The 18,690-nt window shown below is 67.8% G+C and carries 12 protein-coding genes; 7 read left to right on the top strand and 5 right to left on the bottom strand.

What is annotated here, in order from left to right; translation table 11 throughout:
* The first annotated feature begins 4 nt into the window (after positions 1-4).
* From AC1RJ9_RS09965 to AC1RJ9_RS09940, 6 genes are all read left to right on the top strand, one after another.
* On the top strand, positions 5-1,579 hold the full coding sequence (locus AC1RJ9_RS09965; protein ID WP_492838416.1) for a hypothetical protein: 1,575 nt from the start codon (positions 5-7) through the stop codon (positions 1,577-1,579).
* 67 nt (positions 1,580-1,646) lie between these two features.
* Complete coding sequence (locus AC1RJ9_RS09960; RefSeq protein WP_492838417.1) at positions 1,647-2,708, top strand: ferritin-like domain-containing protein; 1,062 nt, start codon at positions 1,647-1,649, stop codon at positions 2,706-2,708.
* Between the two features lie 12 nt (positions 2,709-2,720).
* The gene (locus AC1RJ9_RS09955; RefSeq protein WP_492838418.1) at positions 2,721-4,784 is read left to right on the top strand and encodes a LodA/GoxA family CTQ-dependent oxidase; all 2,064 of its coding nucleotides are present in this window, start codon (positions 2,721-2,723) and stop codon (positions 4,782-4,784) included.
* 3 nt (positions 4,785-4,787) lie between these two features.
* A complete protein-coding gene (locus AC1RJ9_RS09950) occupies positions 4,788-5,912 on the top strand; it encodes an FAD-dependent monooxygenase (RefSeq protein WP_492838419.1) in 1,125 nt (374 codons plus the stop codon).
* The gene (locus AC1RJ9_RS09945) at positions 5,909-6,691 is read left to right on the top strand and encodes a hypothetical protein (RefSeq protein WP_492838420.1); all 783 of its coding nucleotides are present in this window, start codon (positions 5,909-5,911) and stop codon (positions 6,689-6,691) included. The genes AC1RJ9_RS09950 and AC1RJ9_RS09945 overlap by 4 nt, the downstream gene beginning before the upstream one ends.
* Positions 6,691-8,454 (top strand): M61 family metallopeptidase, encoded by a 1,764-nt coding sequence (locus AC1RJ9_RS09940; protein WP_492838421.1) that lies wholly within the window; start codon positions 6,691-6,693, stop codon positions 8,452-8,454. Before AC1RJ9_RS09945 ends, AC1RJ9_RS09940 begins: the two co-directional genes overlap by 1 nt.
* Before the next feature lie 878 nt (positions 8,455-9,332).
* Here AC1RJ9_RS09940 and AC1RJ9_RS09935 read toward each other — a convergent pair.
* From AC1RJ9_RS09935 to AC1RJ9_RS09920, 4 genes are all read right to left on the bottom strand, one after another.
* Positions 9,333-10,967, bottom strand: coding sequence for a carboxylesterase/lipase family protein (locus tag AC1RJ9_RS09935; protein ID WP_492838422.1), 1,635 nt, complete (start codon positions 10,965-10,967; stop codon positions 9,333-9,335).
* The gene (locus tag AC1RJ9_RS09930) at positions 10,964-12,280 is read right to left on the bottom strand and encodes a spinster family MFS transporter (RefSeq protein WP_492838423.1); all 1,317 of its coding nucleotides are present in this window, start codon (positions 12,278-12,280) and stop codon (positions 10,964-10,966) included. Before AC1RJ9_RS09930 ends, AC1RJ9_RS09935 begins: the two co-directional genes overlap by 4 nt.
* Positions 12,277-13,539: a serine hydrolase domain-containing protein gene (locus tag AC1RJ9_RS09925; RefSeq protein WP_492838425.1), complete on the bottom strand. Its 1,263-nt coding sequence runs from the start codon at positions 13,537-13,539 to the stop codon at positions 12,277-12,279. The genes AC1RJ9_RS09930 and AC1RJ9_RS09925 overlap by 4 nt, the downstream gene beginning before the upstream one ends.
* Positions 13,540-13,664: 125 nt before the next feature.
* Positions 13,665-16,265 carry a TonB-dependent receptor plug domain-containing protein gene (locus tag AC1RJ9_RS09920; RefSeq protein ID WP_492838426.1) on the bottom strand — a complete coding sequence of 867 codons (2,601 nt, stop codon included), beginning with the start codon at positions 16,263-16,265 and terminating at the stop codon, positions 13,665-13,667.
* Positions 16,266-16,461: 196 nt separating this feature from the next.
* On the opposite strand from AC1RJ9_RS09920, the gene AC1RJ9_RS09915 reads away from it, so the two are divergent.
* On the top strand, positions 16,462-17,148 hold the full coding sequence (locus AC1RJ9_RS09915) for a TetR/AcrR family transcriptional regulator (protein WP_492838427.1): 687 nt from the start codon (positions 16,462-16,464) through the stop codon (positions 17,146-17,148).
* A 10-nt stretch (positions 17,149-17,158) separates the two neighbouring features.
* Here AC1RJ9_RS09915 and AC1RJ9_RS09910 read toward each other — a convergent pair whose 3' ends face one another.
* Positions 17,159-18,622, bottom strand: coding sequence for an AMP-binding protein (locus AC1RJ9_RS09910; RefSeq protein WP_492838428.1), 1,464 nt, complete (start codon positions 18,620-18,622; stop codon positions 17,159-17,161).
* Positions 18,623-18,690: the final 68 nt, after the last annotated feature.

Here is an 18,690-nt window from a genome sequence, read left to right as displayed (position 1 = left end):
GCCCATGCGCTGGCCTGGCCTCTCCCGCGTCACCCTGACCCTCTTTGGCGGCGCGCTCGCTCTCGTCCTGGCCGTGGCGGTGATGGTGATGGGGGAGGGGCGGTCGGCGCCGACCGCCGCCCTGGCCCAGACCGCCAGCCCCTGCAATGTGTTCGGTGTTCAGCCGGTGACCCTGACGCCGACCTTGCCGACCCAGTTCGCCTCGGCCACCGCCCAACTCGGGGCCGATTGCATGGCCTGGCAGAGCTTCATCAGTCTCAACTGGGCCGCCGACCCGAACAATCCGGGCCAGCCCGACCCCAACGCCCCGGCCTCCAGCTTCGGCACGCCGGGCGACACCGCGCCCAAGGTCTGGGAGACCTATCTCGAGGCCTCGGCGGTATTCACCGCCACCGAGGACAAGCTGTTGTGGTCCGCCAAGCGACCGGCGGTGAAGATGCTGACCCGGCTGTCCAAGCAGGGCCCGACCGACCTGTCGCTCAGCGGGATCAAGCAGGCGGGCGACGGCAAGTGGCTGACCAGCCAGGCCGGCCAGCTGACCTATTACGAAGTCCGGATGAACCAGGACGAGTACCAGTTCATCACCACCAACGTCTTTTCAGGTTCCGACCTGACGACCTATGCCGGCCAGGCCGCCTGCGCCGCCGGGCAGAACGGGAAGGGCGGCTTGATCCTGCCCGCGGGCGGCGGCAGTACGGGGGCGACCCTGGACAGCGATTGCCTGGGCAATCCGGCCAAGTACGGGGCCAATGTCGGCGCGATCGAGATCAAGGCCGCCTGGGTCCCGCTGCCGGCCGACCACTCCCTGGACTATCGCTACAAGACCGCCATCGCCCAGGTCACCGGTCCCAATGGCGGCGTCGTTCAGGTCACCGTGGGCCTGGTGGGCCTGCACATCATCCGCAAGGTGCAGGGGGCGCCCCAGTTCGTCTGGGCCACGTTCGAGCAGATCGACAACAGCCCCGACGAGGCCAACGGCGGCTACAGCGCGCCCAGCCTGCCGGCCAATCCGAACCAGAAGCCGAGGAGCGCCTACACCTATTTCAATGCCAACTGCACCACGGCCGGCGACCCGACCTACAGGTGCCAGCACAACGCCCTGCCCGGAAAGCCGTGCGACGCCAAGGGCCAGCCGGCGGGCTGCTATCCCTATTCGGCGCCCATGCAGATCACGCGCCTGACCCCGGTCGATCCCACCGCCAATTCGGTGACCGGCTATGTCTGGAGCCTGCTGCCGGCCAATTCGGTCTACAACTACTACCGGCTGATCAACGTCCAGTGGCCTAACAGCCCGGCCATCGTGAAGACGGCCAGTCCCGTGCCCTTGCCCAGCGGTGACATTACCCCATCCAGCAAGTCCGGGATCGTGGCCAACACCACGATGGAGACCTATCAGCAGGCCAAGAACGCCTGCATGGACTGTCACCAGGGCGCGCCGGTCGCCACGCCAAGGAATCGCACCACGGCCCTGCTGGCCGGCCGCGCGACGACCAAGGTTCGGCCTCGGAACCTGGTCAAGGGCAGCACCACCTACGCCTCGGACTACTCGTTCGTCTTCGTCAGCGAGACCGTGCGCTAGGGGTGAATAACGGCAATTATAGCGTGTATAATTTATAGATAATCTTTATACTTGTATTTCTGTGTGAATGTCGCAAGCTGCCTGGGTTGGGCGACGCGACGCCAACAAGACGCGGCGCCAGGAACGGGGCCAGAAGGCCCGACGGGTAGGGGAAACGATCATGCGGGCGAAACTCGCCATGCCGCCGGCCTGGACTCTGCCCAGGCTGTACCAGCACTTCCAGGGGGCGATCGATCTCGAGCTCTGGACGATCCCATACTACCTGACGATCCTGTATTCGATCAAGGATCCGACCTCGATCCCATACAAGCTGATCCAGGCGGCGGTGTACCAGGAGATGCTGCACGCCCAGCTGGTCAGCAACATCGCCAACGCCTACGGCTACTCGCCGAGGCTGACCGCGCCGGAATATGTCGGCACGGCCGTGCCGCACATCGATTTCGACCTCGACACGCCCAACCCGACCAGTCTCTTCACGCCCTACAGCGCAGAGTTGGGGCCCATGGACGCCACGCGCGTCAACACCATGTGCCTGATCGAATATCCGGAGTGGCGCACCGAGCGCGAGCCGGACCTGGCCGACGACGTCTCGGAGTACGGCTCGATCGGCGAATTCTACGACGCGCTGCGCGTGGGCATGGAGCAGCTGCGCGGCCATGTGCGCGGCAATCAGCGCCAGATGGACGAGTTCGGCCCGTTCTACCAGAATGGCCCGCCGCTGACGGTCACCGAGTCCGCCGACGCCGGCTTCCGCCAGGCGCTGACGCTGGTCGACATCATCGTCGATCAGGGGGAGGGGCAGACCCAGCCGGTCGAGACCATCCCGACCGAGTTCCAGAACACCGCCGACGGCTTTCAGGACTCCTGGCCGCACTTCCAGCGGTTCGATTTCATTCGTCAGATGCCCCGCTGGCCCGACGTCTATACGGGCGTGGCCGATCCGCCGGCCGGCTCGCCGGGCGCCGAGGCCCAGGCGCGTCTGGTCGCGGACTTCGCCAGCTTCCTGGACACCCTCAACGGCATGTTCAGCGGCGGCGGCGTCCCGCCGGCGTTCGGCGTGCAGATGGCCAAGCTGGGCGGCGACATCCTGAGCTGCTGGAAGCTGCAAGTCATTCCCCGTTACTCGTAGGAGCGCATCGCGATGGCGAACCCCGTATTCCGCGTGCATCCCGCGATCGGCATCGCGCGCGTCGGCAACAGTGAAGAATTCTATCTTGGCCCGGAGACCATGGCCGGCCTGCCGATGGATCCGTCCGTCGACACGGGCGGGCGTGACCTCGATGGCGGCCTGCCGATCCAGGCGGGCACGGAGTCGACGATCATCTCCAGCGCCGAGCTGCGCGACAGCGCCGGCCGCATGAAGCGCCAGGCCGCGCGCTTCCGAATCTACCACTACCCTGACCAGAACGGCGGCAAGGAAAGCTATCCCTGCGGCCAGGGCGAGGAGATCGCGATCGGCAGCGTGGTCAGCGGCCGGACCGTCGCCGACATCGTCTGGACCGTGCACCTGGCCAACAAGAAGGCCAACTCGTACATGCTCAACGACATGCTGGGCATGCAGGTCTACGACAAGGCCCACGCTGGCGACCTGAACCTGCGCAACGCCGCCGAGGGCGACGACCTGAACAACGCCACCCGCCTGCGGCGACTGGTGATCGACTCGGGGCCGCGCGCCGTGCGCGGCGCCGACGCCGAGGCCGTTCGCTTCGACAAGGCCACGATCGCCAGCTACGCGGCCGACGGCGCGCGGATCGAGACGTTGCCGCACTATCCGAAGACCTTCCCGGACGACAGCTTCTCGCGGATGTACACGCCGACCGGAAGCATCGACACTCTGGGCGAGCTGCGCACGGACGAGAAAGGTCGTCTGCTTGTGCTGCCGGCCTGGGGCCGCGCCTGTTGCTGGCTGCAGCCGGACGGCACGCCCTTTCCGCTGGTCGGCGGGCTGATCGCGCCGGGCGAGTACGGCGACGTCAACGCCGATGGCTGGTTCGACGACACCGGCGACGGCCCGGTCTCGGCCAAGATCGTGTTCGAGGATGGCGGCGTGGTCGACGCCGCCCAGGCCTGGGCGATCACCACCGACCCGTCCTATGCGCCGCAGACGCTGAACGTCGTCAGCTTGTGGGACGACATCTACGACACCTGGGTCCGCAAGCTGGACCTCGTGCCCGGCCTGTTCGACCATCGGTTCAACACCAGCTTCGCGCCGCTGTTCGAGGACCATCTGAAGCCGATCTTCCGCGCGCCGTCGCTGCAGCGGTGGAACACCAATCTGCCGTCGCGGGCCATCGCCGCGCACGACGCCGTCGGGGCCATCGCGGCCAGCGACCGGCCCGGCGACACGATCATGACGGGGCTGGCCTATATCCGCGATCCCAACGCGCCGGACCAGACCAACATCGGCGCGCCGTTCATGCCGCTGTCGATGGGCGATGCCGGCCTCGCGTTCCTGACCGTCAGCCGCACCCAGTACTTCTTCCTGCAGCAGTGGGATCAGGGCCGCTTCGAGCCTGACGCCAGGCTGACCTACGGGCCGGGCGAGGCGCTGGACCGGACGGTGCTGGTCAACTGCCTGGGCGGCCGTTTCGCGCCGGGCATCGAGGCGACCTTCGTGATGCGCGACCCGTCGATCTACCAGGCCGACTGGGAGACCTCGGGCGGCGGTCCGTTCCGCCTGCGCGCCCGCCTGTTGGACTACAGCCAGGTTCAGGCCAGCCAACCGTTCCTGTCGGTGGGCTACATCCCGATGCATCCGGGGCCGGACGGCATCCGTCCCGCGCCGATGGAGCCGGGCGACGTGACCAAGTTCATGGCCGTGCCCTGGCACACCGACTACAACGCCTGCGCCACCCACAACAGCGCGCCCAACCCGACCAACAGCACGGCGCTCTACTGGTCGTGGCCGGCCCAGCGGCCGGTGCAGGTGCATGTGGCGTCCGATGTCCGCGACGGCAAGCTGGGGCCCCAGCGCTATTCGGTCCGAGGCCCGGGCACAGCGTCCGAGGACCTCGGCGAGGCCGGCCGCTTCCAGGATCTGATCGACATCGTTCGCTACTGGCACCGCATCGGCTTCATCGTCCAGGGCACGGCGATCAATGGCGACGAGGCCTATGACCGCGACGTCTTCCTGGAGGTGCAGGGCCAGCTGGACGCGCCGGAGATCACGCCCTGGCCGATGAACTCCCTGACGCCGGCCTCCTGAGTCATGACCATTCGGCGCGACGTCGCGGTGATCGGCGCGGGCCCCGCGGGATGCGCGGCGGCCATCGCGCTGAAGCGCCTGGGCGTCGGGTCGTTGCTGCTGCTGGAGGCTGGCGACGGGACGCGTCCGCGCTTCGGCGAGAGCCTGCCGCCCGACATCCGACTGATCCTGGCGCGGCTGGGTCTCGGCGAGGCTTTCATGGCCCTTGGCTTCGACCCTTGCGTCGGCGCGGCGTCCTCCTGGGGTGAGGAGACGCTGGGCTACAACGATTTCCTGTTCAATCCGCACGGCCTGGGCTGGCACATCGACCGCGCCCGCTTCGACGCCTTCCTGCGCGAGCAGGCGGTGGCGGCCGGTGTCGAGCTGCGGCTGGGCGCGACCTTCGACGAGGCGACCTGGACGGGGGAGGGGGTGCGGCTGCGCATCCGCTCGGCCGCCGGGATCGAGAGCGTCGACGCCGGCTTCGTGTTCGACGCGACGGGCCGGGCGGCCCGCGTGGCCCGCGCCCTGGGCGCCCAGCGGATCGAGGGCGACCGCCTGACCTGCGTCGCGGCGCTGACGCGGATCGGCCCGGCCGGCCTGCTGGGCCAGCGCTCCTTGCTCGAGGCGGTCGACTACGGCTGGTGGTACGCCGCGCGCCTTGGCGCCGACCAGGCCATCGTCGTGGTCTCCACCGACGCCGACCTCCTGCGCGCGCGCCGCCTGCATCAGCCGGACGCCTGGCGCGCGCATCTGGCCAGGACCCGCCACGTCGCCGAGGCGCTCGGACAGGTCGATCAGCCGTCGGCGGTGATGGTTCGCCAGGCCCGATCGAGCCGCTTGAGCCCGGGAGCGGGTCACCGCTGGCGGGCGATCGGCGACGCGGCCTCGGTCTATGACCCGATCATGGCCCAGGGCGTGACCAAGGCCATGCTCGACGGAATCGCCGCGGCGCGGGACATCACGCGCGGGGCGGGGGGCGATGGCGAGGTCGGCGCCGAGGCGGGCCTCGACGCGCGTTTCACCGATTATCTGAGCCTGCGCGATCACTTCTACCGCCAGGAGGGGCGCTGGCCGGACGCCCCGTTCTGGGCGCGCCGCCGCCCGACGCTGCCCGCCATCCATCATCCCCGGGAGGTTCCAGCATGAACGATCCGACGCCTTGGCCGATCATCGACACGCCCAACACCCACGGCATGTTCATGCTCGGGACGATGACGCTGTACCTGTGCCACATGCCAATGTTCTGCAAGGAGGACCACCACTACCAGATGACCTTGCAGGTCTCGCTGGACGCTGACTCGATGGCGGCCTATCTGGCCGACAAGGCCCAGAATCCCGGCGCGCCCTACAACCTGACCAATCCGGACAGCTTCCAGTTCACCCTGCCGGACCTGGCGACGGGCGCGGTCACCCGCTATCCGGCGATCATCTATCGGGACTATTCGGACGAGGGCGGCGGCACGCCGGCGACGCCGATCGTTCCGTCGGCGACCGTGACGGTCGAGCGGGTGCTCTACTACCGCGGATTCGACCAGAACATCCCGCGTCCGGAGAACCTCAGCTACATCCTGTTCGGCGACGGCCAGGAGGCGCATCTTGACCACTACATCGCCGCCGATCCGGATTTCCAGCACCTGCTGACCCTGCCGGCCGTGCCGGCCTGGCTGTCGCCGACCCAGCTGAGGGCAGGGGTGATCGTCACTTTTCCGCTGCCCAGCGCGCCGATCGGCTGTTCGTCGCCGCTGGCGCCAGGATCCTATGACGTCCGGTTCCAGGGCATCGCCACCGCGCCGGTCAGCCTGCGGGTCGGCGAGACCTTCTGGTACAGCACCGGCAACATGCTCAACATGGACGATCCCTGCCAGGCGCCCCATTCGCCAGGCGGGGGTTCCACGCCCATGGACGCGCGGACGGCGCTGGCCTGATGGAGGTCACCTATCAGGTCCGCCTCGATCCGGCCGGACATGCTCTGGATGTGACGATCGAGATCGCCGATCCGCCGCCAGGGCCGCTGACCCTGGCGACGCCGACCTGGGTTCCTGGCGACTACGACTTCGCCCCCTATGGCCGGGACCTCTTCGACGTGAAGGCGACCGATCGCGAGACCGGCGCGCCGATCCCGGTCCGCCGGCGCGGATGGTCCGGCTACGTCGTGGAAGCAGGCGGCCGGGCCTTGCGCGTCCGCTATCGCGCCAGCGCCGCCTCGGTCGACTTCAGCGAGGCCTGTGGCGTGCTGGGCGACCTGAACGGCGTGCTGCTGGGAACCCGCTATCTGCGCGTGGCCGAGCATAATGGCGCCTGCGCGGTCCGCTACCATGTCCCCGAAGGCTGGGCGATCCACCATCCGTCCGGCGCGACGCCGCTGGGCGACCACACCTGGGCCTACGACGGCTACGAGCGGCTGCTCGACACGCCCGTGGCGTTCGGCCAGTTCGATCTGATCTCGCGCGACGTGCGCGGCGCGACCTTCCACCACCTGTTCCTGAACCGCGCCGTCGGGTTCGAGAGCGGCGTCGAGGCTTTGGTCGACGACCTGGTCAAGGTGTCCGAGGCGTTCCATGACATCTACGGGTCGTTTCCGTTCGCGGACTACACCTTCGTGATGTCGTTCAATCCCAACGACAGCTGGGGGCTGGAGCATTTGTCCAGCACCATGGTCGGCCTGGACCCGTCGACCTTTTACGACCAGGACCAGTACAAGGTCAGCGTCCGGGTCTGCGCCCACGAGCTGTTCCATGCCTGGAACGTCCGTCGTCTGCGGCCCGCGCCGCTGGAGCATCTGGATCTCCAGAACGGCGATTTCACCGAGGGCCTGTGGGTGGCCGAGGGTTTTACCCGCTACTACGAGTTCCTGTCGTGCGCACGCACCGGGATCTATACGCCCGAGCAGTTCCTCAGCGTGGTGACGGGCTACTACACCCACCTGACGGCCTTGCCAGCCTATCGCCGGGTCAGCCCGGCCGATTCCTCGGCGGCTTCGTATCTCAATCATGACAAGTATCCGGGGCGGGCCAACAGCGCGATCGACTATTACGACGCCGGCATGGTCATCGCCTTCGAGCTGGACGCCATCCTTCGGACGGAGACACAGGGCCGCCAGTCTCTCGACAGCGTGTTCGCAGCCTTCTACGCGGCCTATGCCGGCAAGGGGGAGGGCTACACGGTCGATACGATCTGCGCCTTCTTCGACCGGCGCCTGCCGGGTCTGGGCGAGCGGCTCAGGATCAAGGCGCTGGAGCCGGCGAGGCTGGACCTGCCGGCCCAGCTGCGCGCCCTGGGCTTCGCCGTCACCGAAGAGGCCGTGCCGCTTCTGGGCGTCATCCTCGAGAACGACACCGGTCCTGGGCTCTACAGCGTACTGGATGACAGCCCCGCCGGGGCCAGCGGCCTCGCAGCCGAGGACAGCCTCGTCGAGGTCAATGGCTATCCGTTTACGCCGGAGGCCCTGACATGGGTGACGGCGCACGAGAAGACGGTGTTTTTGCACGTTCTTCGCGGCAACCAGTCGCGGCGCTACGCCATCGCGCCAGGAACGCGGCGCACGATCACAGGCCTGTGCTGGGCGGGCTCGCCCGAGCAGGCCGCCACGATCGCGGGCTGGCTGAAGACGTCCTTCGCGCCGGCGTCGGGCCAAGTGTTCTCGCTGGACTTCTACGAGAATTTCCACGGCGTCGAGACAGTGATCTAACGCAGTCTAGGAAGACGGCCGGGCGTCGGTGTCCGACAGAGATAGAATTCCATTATTTCCGATAATATATCTTAGACGAATATCGCTACGTCTACGGCCCAGATGGTGTCACTGACTCCTATTCCTGCGAGTCGCAGCTGTGCCGTTACGAGTTGCTACGGCGTTCCGCGTTTTCGCGGATTTCTGACTCCAACCCTGCGACCGGCCGACTCCAATTGTGCGACCGGCAGATAGCTCCTGAGCAGCCGGCTCCTGCTCTGATTTTGGTATTCTGAAACTCAGAGTGTCACTGACTCCTAACCCTGCGAGTCGCAGCCCTCTTAAAACTTGTTGCTACGGTGTTCCGCGTTTTCGCGATTTCTGACTCCAAACCTTGCGACCATCCTGATCGCAATTCCTGCGACTGGCGTGGCGGCTCCGGTCACCGCATGGCTGGCAGGCTTCAAAACACATAACCGCCGACGGCGCCGACAGCGGCTGCGTATGTCCATCGCCGCCTGAGATCCGCCGGCCAGCCTCGCGACCGCTCGTTCAACTCGAGCACCGCCATTCTGGGCAGCTCCGTCGCCAGCAAAAACAAAGGATCGCGAATTACGTGCGAAGGCACGCTCTGCCGATGCGGCGGGCCAGGCCGGTGTTGTTCGACACTTTCACCGAGCTTGATCGGCGCGTGCGCAAGCCCGCCCACGCCGATCAGGTCTGCCGGCGCTTTATGGGTGTGCCGGCGTGGGCGAGATCATCGCCCTCTGCTTCAAAGCAGCCGTCAACGCCCCTGCCCGCTTCAAGAGCTCGCGCACCGTCGGCCCCACTTTGGCCTGGCGCCCAGACGGTTCTGAAGTCGGCCCATCCATGATGGGTTCGATCGTCATCGCGCCCGGCTACGGACACGTCTGGGACGGGCCGACCAGAACCGGCGAGACCAGGCCCACGTTCCAGTTCCAGGGCTGGTCGCCGGCGGCCTTGCGACGACAGACGGCGCGTTCGTGGAAGGCGAACATGCCGGGCATCAGGTTGGTGTCGGCCACCGGCTTGTCGCGGAAGGCCATGTAGGCGCCGTCGGGCGTATAGGCCTTCCAGGTCGACGCGCCGCTGGCCTGCGGCCGAGCGGTCCGCGCGAAGCTGGTCCAGTAGCCGATCATGGCGTCTGACAGCGCCCTCTCCTCGGCCGTCTCCGGCGCCTTGGGCCAGCGGGGCGGGACGCGATCCAGCGACCCGAACATGTAGGGGATCTCGCTGGCGTGGAAGGCGTGCAGCCCGGCCTGATCCATGGCCGGATAGCCGTGATCGAACAGATGGAGGAAGGCGGGCTGTCCCGCCTTGGCCTGCGAACGGACGAGGCGCTCGGAGGTCCAGCCGTAAAGGGCGTCGCGGGTGGTCGCCAGAACGCTCTCCTCCAGGTTCGTGGCCGGATAGAGCTTCAGGAAATCGTCGGCGAGATCGCCGTAGCGCTCCCGGATCGTCTTCTCATATTCGGCGGCGGTCTTCGGGGCCGGCGGAGCCAGGAAGCGCAGGGAGCGGATCTCGCCGCTGTTGAAGCCCGTCAGGATCGGGACCTTGGCCTGCTCGCCGCGATCGAACGTGTCGACCAGCTGCCGCGTCAGGACGACGCCGTCGATGGCGCCGAAGGGCAGGAAGCCGGCCTGGGCCGCCTTGTCGGTCAGCACCTGCGGGTCCATCGCCCGCAGCGCCGCCAGGTTCGGCGCCTTCACCACGCCGGCCACATAGGCGCCGGCGGCCTCGCCCGATGGCGCGCCATGGCTGGCCGCCTTCAGCTCCGGCGTGGAGATCATGTAGGCGCTCTGGGCGATGGCCTTGGCGAACAGCCCCTTCGCGGGCGGCGAGACCATCAGATACATGACGCTGAGCGCGCCGGCGGACTCCCCGGCGATGGTGACATTGGCCGGGTCGCCGCCGAACGCGGCGATGTTCTCGCGCACCCATCGCAGGGCCGCGATCTGGTCGAGCAGGCCGTAGTTGCCGGAGACGCCCTCCGGCGTCTCCTGGCTCAGCTCGGGATGGGCCATGTAGCCCAGCACGCCCAGGCGGTAGTTGATCGTGACCAGCACCGTCCCGGCCTTCGCGTACCGGGCGCCGTTCTGCAGGGACGACTTGCCCGAGCCGGAAGTCAGGGAGCCGCCGTGGATCCAGACGATCACCGGCGCCTTGCCCTGGGTGGACGGCGTCCAGATGTTCAGGGTCAGGCAGTCCTCGCTGGTTGTCCCGATCTCGGCGGAATAGACCGATGGCGGTCCGGGCGTGGGCTGGACGCAGGCGGCGCCGAACTGACTGGCGTCACGCACCCCGCTCCAGCGTGGAGCCGGCGCGGGCGCCCGCCAGCGCCTCTCCCCGACCGGCGGCGCGGCATAGGGCAGGCCCTTGAAGGCGAGCGCTCCGGCGTCGACGACGCCCTTCACGGCGCCGGCGGGCGCGGAGATCACGGGCCGCTTGTCCGCGGCCTGGGCGGGAGCGGCGATCAGCAGCGCCGCGGCGAAGGCGGCCTTCCAGAGGTTCATCGAGCGGCTCCGGTCTTCGGGACCTTGCCGAGGGTCCGCGCCAGCAGAAGGAAGAGCGTGATGGCCACGCCGTAGAACGGGACCAGGGTGAACAACGCCACCTGGAGCGAGTTGTGCGGATACGCGGCCCGGAAGAAGTCGCTGGCCGCGCCGACATAGGTCGGGCCCAAGCCCAGGCCGATGAAGTTCATGACCAGCAGCAGCAAGGCGCCCGACATCACCCGCTGGTTGGGGCGGACCGTGTTCTGAACCAGGGTCACGGCCGACGACAGATAGACATGGTTCAGGCACATGGCCGGCAGCAGGCAGGCCAGGGCCGTCGGCCAGTGCGGGGCGGCCACGAACCCCAGATAGCAGGGCACGGCCAGGACCAGGGCGCAGGCGGGCGCCAGGCCATAGGCGCGTTTGGACTCGCGGGTGAAGCGGTCGATCAGCCAGCCGGAGCCGAAGATCCCCACGCTCATCCCGACGCCGACGACGATCGCGTACCAGACGGCGACTTCGCCGAGCGTCATCCCCTTTTCGCGCATCAGGAACAGCGTGGCGAAGTTGCCCAGGCCGTAGGTGACGAACTGCGTCGCGCCGCTGCCCAGCGAAGCCAGCAGCAGCACCGGATGCGAGAAGAACATCTTCAGGGTCTCGCCGAAGCCCGCGCGCGTTTGCACTGCATGGGCTGTCGGATGGTCCAGTCCGCCGCGCCGGGGCTCGCGCACCACGAACTTCAGAACCAGGGCGGCGACGACGCCGACCGCGCCGGTGATCACGAAGGCGTCGCGCCAGCTGAACGCGGCCGCCACCGAGGCGCCGAACGCGATCCCCAGGGCCGCGCCGACCGGCGGGCCCAGGTTGTAGAGGCCCAGCGCCGTGCCCCGGCGTCCGGGCGGGAAATAGTCGGTGATGATCGCATAGGACGGGGGCACGCCTCCCGCCTCCCCGAAGCCGACGGTCATCCGCGCAACCGCGAAGCCGCCATAGGTCCTGGTCAGGCCGCAGGCCATGGTCGCCGCGCTCCACACGCCGCAGGCGATGGCCAGTACGGTCACGCGGTTGGTCCGGTCAGCCAGCCAGCCGACCGGAATGGCGATGAAGCAGTAGAAGGCCGCGAAATAGAGACCGCCCAGCAGCCCCAGCTGGCTGTCGGTGATCTGCAGCGTGTCCTGGATGGGCTTGGCCAGGATCGACAGCAACTGCCGGTCCAGGAAGTTCAGGACATAGATGAACCACAGGCAGGCCAGGGCGACCCAGGCCCGGCGGTCGGGCTCCTGGACGACTGGCGCGGCCATCGGTGCGACATCCTCGATCGGGCGCATCATCGTTCCTCCCTGTTCAGGGCGGCGTAGACGCCCCGCTGGTGCTCGGGCAGAGCACGGCGTCCGGCGGCCCCGCGCCCGGTAGCGATGGTCGCCCCGGACTTGGCCGACACCGGCACCTGGTGCTGGATCAGATAGATCATCACCAGATCATTGACCGGATCGGCCTGCCACCAGGTGCCGAAGATGCCAGGCCAGGTCATCGCGCCGGGCGCGCCGCAGGCATACGGGTTATCGAGCGGGTCTTCGGCGATCGAGACGCCGAGGCCGAAGCCGTTCGTTCGCCACAGCGGCATGCCGGCGAACGGGATCTGGCGCTGGACGGCGGTCAGCCGGTTGGTCCGCATCAGGCGAACGGTCTCCGGACGCAGCAGGCGCGCGCCGTCCAGGATTCCCTCGCCCAGCAGCATTCGCGCGAACCGGTGATAGTCCGGAGCCGAGGAGATCAGCCCGCCGCCGCCCGGCGTATAGCTCGGCGGTTCATCGTACATCTCGGGTTCCACCTTCGCGAGCCCGCCCGCGGCCTCGTCATAGCCGTAGAGGCTGGCCAAGCGTTGACGTTTGTCGCGCGGCAGCCAGAAGTCGGTGTCGACCATGCCGAGCGGCTCAAAGACCCGCGCCTTCAACACCTCACGCAACGGCTTGCCCTCGACCCGACCGATCAGGAAGCCCAGGACGTCGGTCGAATGGCCGTAGTGGAAGCGCTCGCCCGGCTGGTAGGCGAGCGGCAGACCGCCCAGCGCGATCAGCCACTCGTCCGGCGTCATGCGGGTCATGGCCGGATCCCCCAGGGCGCGCTCATAGGCCAGCTTCAACGGCCCTTCCGAGAAGAAGCCGTAGGCGATCCCCGAGCGATGGGTCAGCAGGTCCTCGATGGTGAGCGGGCGGCGCGCGGGCTCGGTCTCGCGCAGGGATCCGGCCGTGTCGCGCAGCACCAGGGGCTCCGCCAGTTCCGGGATCCAGCGCGCGATCGGGTCATCGAGGGCGAACCTGCCCTCCTCCATCAGGATCAGGGCCGCCACCGAGGTGATGGGCTTGGTCATGGAGGCGATGCGGAACAGCGTGTCGGGCCGCATCGGATCGCCGGCCTCGAGGTCGCGCCAGCCGATCGCGTCGGCCTGCACGATCTGGCCGCCGCGCGAGGTCAGGGTCACCGCGCCCGAGAGCTCGCCCCGATCAACGAAACCCTGGAGGACCGCCCCGGCCTCGGCGAGCTTGGCGGGGTCGAAGCCCTGGGCGCGGCAGGCGTCGTCATCGATCATAAAAAAGGGCGCTCCGGCCTGGGTACTGGAAGAAAGACCGCGGGGGCCGGCGGCAAGGCAGGCTACCCCGCGGCGGGTCGGACGGCCGAGGCCGAGGCCGCCTCCCGAAGGACTTTTGGGATCGGTCAGAAGGTCTTGCGCAGGTTCACCGCGACGAAGCGCCCGATGGGGTTGTAGGTCCCGCCGATACCGTCGGTCGCCGGGAAGAACGGCGGCGTCTTGTCGAACAGGTCGTTGATCTGCAGGGCTAGTTCCGAACCCTTGGTCAGGCCCGTATCCGGCAAGGTCATCGCGATCCGAAGATCGACGGTCGTGTAGGCCTTGGCGTCGTACGTGCTTGTCCCCGTCGGGGTGGCGTAGCTGTTGGTGACGCCATCGCGATAGTTGACGAAGCCGACGAGGCGGAACGCTCCGGCCGCCAGGCCCGCCGTCGTGCGGACGGTCGCCTTGGGCACGCCCAGCTTCAGGGCGTCCGACACCGGCGCCGTCGGCGACAGCTGGGTGTCGAACTTGAAGATGTAGTTGCCGGCGACGCCGCCGAACACGCTGCCGAAGCTGGTGGCGCGCCGGTAGTTGACGTCGAAATCCAGGCCGCGGGTCTTGCGCACCCCGAAATTGCCGCGACGCAGGTCCAGGGCGTTGCCGATCGCCGGCAGCGGCGTCGGCAGGGTCACCGGCACGCCCAATGCCAGCAGGCTGGACAGCTGGGCCGCCGACGGATTGCGATAGACGACCGAGGCGAAGGTCGGGTCGGTGAAGACCAGGCTGGTCGGCGGCGTGCCGATCACGTCGGTGAAGTTGATGTCATAGACGGTGGCGCTGGCCCGGAAGCCCGGCAGGGACGGCGGCGCTATATCGACCCCGAACGAATAGGTCCGCGCCTTTTCCGGCTGCAGGGTCTTGTTGCCGCCCAGCAGGAAGACCGTGTTGACCTGGGCCGCGCCCCGCGTTGGATCGCGGGCCAGCACACCGGCCGTCGTGGCGTCGTAGTAGTAGGCGCCGACGGTGGCGCCGACGTCCCGCAAACCCGGCGCGCGGAACGAGCGGCCGTAGGTCCCTCGCAGCGTCAGGCCCTCCACCGGGTCCCAGTTGACGCCGACCTTCGGATTGCTGGTCGAGCCGAAGTCGCTGTACTTGTCGTAGCGCCCCGACACAGACAGCGACAGGCGGTGCATGAGCCGCGTCGCATTGCCGTCGCCGAAGATCGGCACGAACAGTTCGCCATAGATGGACTTGATATTGCGGCCCAGGTTCTCGGGAACCTGCGTGACGCCCACGAAGCCGCGCTGCCGGAACGTCTCGCGCCGATACTCGGCGCCCGCCGCGAACTTCAGCTCGCCGCCGGGTAACGCGAGCAGCGGGCCATCCAACTTGACCGCGGCCAGCTTGGTGCGCTGCTGGATCGTTACGCTGGTCGAGTAGTTGGTGATGTTGGAGACCACCGACGGGCTCGTGCCCTGGCCGAAAGGATCGAGCGCCGTCGCCGTGGTCGTTCCGGCCGCCGCCGCGGCCAGGGCCGCCGGATTGATCATCGGCTGATGGGCGACGTGCTCGGCCCAGTCATAGGTGCCGTATGCGCTGAGCTTGAAGTCGTTCGGCAGGCTGAAGTCCGCGCCCGCCGACGAGTTGCCAGCCTTGACGCGATAGGTCTGGTCGAAGTGGTCGGCGCCGACCAGGTTGTCGGGCCGGAAGAAGATGGTCGCGGCCGTCGCCGCTGTTCCCGGCGGGGCCTTGAAGAACGGGTTGGCCGCCGTCATCGTCACGGTCTGGGCCGGGATCGCCGCCCGGACCTCGTCCTTGCGGTCCGAATAGAGCAGGTCGCCCCACAGGGTGACGCGCTCGCCGATCTCCTGCCGCGCGCTGACGAAGCCGCTGTGCAGGCGCGAGGCCGGGACGAGATCGACCGGGCCGCCAACGTCGCAATAGTTGGTCGAGTTGGGCGTCAGGCCGGGCGCGCCGTAAACGACGCCGCCGACCACCACGTTCGGCGCGGGACAGCTGGTTCCCCGCGTGTCGACGCCGCCGAAGTTACGGAAATCCACCTTGCGGTAATCGCGATCCGCGCCGGTGATGTTGCCGTTCTCGGAATACTGGTAGGCGGCCAGGATCGAGCCGCTGCCCCAGTCGCGACCCGCCAGGCCGCTGATGCTGGCCGTATGGTAGTCGTCGGCCGTCCCGTAACGCGCCGACATCTCCAGGCCGGAATAGCGCTTGCGGGTGATGAAGTTGACGACCCCGGCGATGGCGTCCGAGCCGTAGATCGACGAGGCGCCGTCCGCCACGATCTCCACGCGCTCGATCGCCAGGTCCGGCAGGAACGGGAAGTCGGGATTGGTCTCGTTGGCGCCGCCCGCAACCACCCGGTGGCCGTTCAGCAACGGCAGGGTCGCCGTCGCCGGCAGGCTGCGCAGACCCGGCGCGAAAGACCCGGCCCCGGCGTTGTTGGCGCGCGGCGCGGTGTTGAAGCTGTTGAGCTGCGGCACGCTGGCCAGCAGGTCCGGGGTCGTGGTCGCGCCAATGGTCTTGATGTCGTCGCGCGAGACGCCGATCAGGTTCGAGCCGACCGGCGGCACGCCCCGAATACTGGATCCGGTGACGACGACGGCTTCAAGCGTATTGTCGGATGTCTCGTCCGTCGCTTGCGCCAAGGCCTGCCCAGCGAAAAGCATGGCGACCAGCGACGCGCCGGACAGCGCCATGTGGCGCGCGGTGTTCCAGGTTTTCATTCAACCCTCCCCTTTTGTTTTTTGCTTGCTCAAGGCGTAGCCGAGGGTCGCCGCCTCGTCAATTTCATTTATTTAGCACTAAATGAAATTTATTGAGACGTTTGCTTGACCCCTTGGGGTCGCCGCCTCATCGTCCCATCCTGAATCGTTGGAGAGCGTCTTCACCGGACGGATCCGATCAGGAAGACAGGGAGCCATGCCAGCAGCGCCGAAAGCCGAGGGACGTCGCACGCGCGCCGAACAGCGGGCCACGACAGTGAAGACGATCCTGGACACGGCCGAGGATCTGTTCGCTCAGCTCGGCTATTTCGGGGTGACCATCAAGGACGTCGCCGACCGCATGGGCATCCATCCCGCGCTGATCCACTACTATTTCGAGGGTAAGAAGGCCCTGTTCGACGCCGTCTTCGAACGTCGTGTCGAATATGCCGTGACCTCGCGGACGGCGGGCCTGGACGCCTATGAGGCCGAGGTCGGCGATCATCCGACCGTCGAGGGCGCGTTGCGCGCCTATTACGACCAGGCGTTCGACGTCTACATCAACGGCGACGAGGGGTGGCGCAACTTCGGCCGCATCTTCGCCCAGGTGAACAACGCCCCCGGCTACGGGGCCGAGAAAATGGACACCTATTTCGATCCCATGGTGCTGCGCCTGATCGGCCTCCTGCAGAAGTCGCTGCCCGACGCCGCGCCCGAGGACCTGTTCTGGAGCTTCCAGTTCACCTCGGGGGCCTATTCGCTCCTTTTATCGCGCACTGGCCGCATCGATCGCCTCTCGAACAACCTCTGCGCCTCTGACGACTTCGAGGCGATCCGCGAGCGGTTCGTGACCTTCATGGCCGGCGGCTTCGACGCCCTGTACAGGCGCCGCAAGCCGGCCTGACCGCCGTCCCTCAAGTGGCGACCTTCTCAAGTCGCGCGTCCCGCAGCGCCGCCCGCCGCACCTTGCCGGCCTCGTCGCGCAGGGGCTCGGTCGTGAACTCGATGCTCCTGGGCAGCTTGTAGCGGGTCAGCCGGTCGGCGGCGAAGTCGAGCAATTCGTCTGGTTCCAGGCCGCTGTCCTCGACGGCCTGGACAATCGCGTGGACGCGCGCGCCCCAGTCCTCGTCGGGCAGGCCGATCACCGCGCTGCCGCGCACCGCCGGGTGGGCGTCGAGCACGGCCTCGACCTCGGCCGGATAGATATTGGCCCCACCCGAAATGATCAGGTCGTTGCGACGATCGGACAGATAGAGATAGCCGTCGGCGTCCACTGAACCCAGATCCCCGGGCGCTTCCCACTCGCCGCGCCGGCGGGCCTCGCTGCCCAGGTAGTGATAGGTCGATCCTGCCCCGCCCTGGGGCCGGAAGAACACCTCGCCCACCTCGCCCGGCGGCAGTTCACGCCCCTCCCCGTCCAGGATCTTCAGGGCGTAACCGTCGCGAACGCGGCCGACCGAGCCGCGGTGGGTCAGCCATTCGGATCCCGAGATCATGGTCGAGCCCGTGCCCTCGGTCGTCCCATAATATTCCCAGACCCGCTCGCTGCCGAGCCAGTCGATCCAGGCCTCCTTGAGCCATGGGGCGCAGGGGGCGGCCATGTGAAGCATCATGCGCAGGCTGGGCAGGGAGAAGCCGGACAGGACGTCAGGACCCAGCCGCCAGATACGGTTCATCATGGTCGGCACCAGGGTCACCCAGTTGACGCCGTGCGCCTCGATCAGCCGCAGCGCGCGCAGCGGATCGAACTTGCCCATCTCGACGATCGTCGCGCCGGTGAACATCCCCATGGTGACGCAGTGGAACGGGGCGTTGTGATAGAGCGGCCCCGGATTGAGGATGACGTCGCCAGGCCGCTGGCCCAGAAAGCCCTCCTCCGGGTTCCAGGCCCCGGGCATGGCGTCGACGATCACCTTCGGCCGCCCGGTGGAACCGCCGCTGGTCATGGCCTTCCAATGCGGCGAGATGACCTCGGGGAGCGCCTCGGCCGAGTACCGATCGAGCTCGCTCCGATCCCCCGCCATCACCGGAACGCCAGGTCGCGGCGGCGCGCCGATGAACAGTCGAGGACGAACGATGTCGAGGATCGCTTCCATCTCGGGGCGCGCCAGCTTGGCGGCGACGATGTTGGGGACCGCGCCCAGCTTCCACAAGGCGAACACCGTCTCATAGAACTCCAGTCCGTTGGGCAGGGCCACGGTGACGAAGTCGCCCTGTTCCACGCCGTGCGCCGCCAGCATCCGCGCGCGCCGGTTCGTGCGGACATCCAGTTCGCCATAGGTGACGGCCCCGTCGTCCAAGATCAGCGCGTTTCGGGACGGCGACTGGCCCGCGTGGTGGGCGAGGATGGAGCTGAGCGCGACGCGATCGGTCGACATGGTGGGTACGCCTCCCTGACGGCGCCCCTGCAGCCCTCTACCGGGACGATCACAGCGGGCGCTTGATA

It is taken from the genome of Caulobacter sp. GW822-FHT07D08 (assembly GCF_058798735.1).
Note: the sequence above shows the minus strand (reverse complement) of the source record. Positions and strands in the feature narration are given on the sequence as shown.

What these genes read in the sequence shown, in the direction of transcription:
- AC1RJ9_RS09965 (WP_492838416.1), top strand. Translation starts at nt 5, where the DNA reads ATGCGCTGGCCTGGCCTCTCCCGCGTCACCCTGACCCTCTTTGGCGGC.
- AC1RJ9_RS09960 (WP_492838417.1), top strand. Translation starts at nt 1,647, where the DNA reads ATGTCGCAAGCTGCCTGGGTTGGGCGACGCGACGCCAACAAGACGCGG.
- AC1RJ9_RS09955 (WP_492838418.1), top strand. Translation starts at nt 2,721, where the DNA reads ATGGCGAACCCCGTATTCCGCGTGCATCCCGCGATCGGCATCGCGCGC.
- AC1RJ9_RS09950 (WP_492838419.1), top strand. Translation starts at nt 4,788, where the DNA reads ATGACCATTCGGCGCGACGTCGCGGTGATCGGCGCGGGCCCCGCGGGA.
- AC1RJ9_RS09945 (WP_492838420.1), top strand. Translation starts at nt 5,909, where the DNA reads ATGAACGATCCGACGCCTTGGCCGATCATCGACACGCCCAACACCCAC.
- AC1RJ9_RS09940 (WP_492838421.1), top strand. Translation starts at nt 6,691, where the DNA reads ATGGAGGTCACCTATCAGGTCCGCCTCGATCCGGCCGGACATGCTCTG.
- AC1RJ9_RS09935 (WP_492838422.1), bottom strand. Translation starts at nt 10,967, where the DNA reads ATGAACCTCTGGAAGGCCGCCTTCGCCGCGGCGCTGCTGATCGCCGCT.
- AC1RJ9_RS09930 (WP_492838423.1), bottom strand. Translation starts at nt 12,280, where the DNA reads ATGATGCGCCCGATCGAGGATGTCGCACCGATGGCCGCGCCAGTCGTC.
- AC1RJ9_RS09925 (WP_492838425.1), bottom strand. Translation starts at nt 13,539, where the DNA reads ATGATCGATGACGACGCCTGCCGCGCCCAGGGCTTCGACCCCGCCAAG.
- AC1RJ9_RS09920 (WP_492838426.1), bottom strand. Translation starts at nt 16,265, where the DNA reads ATGAAAACCTGGAACACCGCGCGCCACATGGCGCTGTCCGGCGCGTCG.
- AC1RJ9_RS09915 (WP_492838427.1), top strand. Translation starts at nt 16,462, where the DNA reads ATGCCAGCAGCGCCGAAAGCCGAGGGACGTCGCACGCGCGCCGAACAG.
- AC1RJ9_RS09910 (WP_492838428.1), bottom strand. Translation starts at nt 18,622, where the DNA reads ATGTCGACCGATCGCGTCGCGCTCAGCTCCATCCTCGCCCACCACGCG.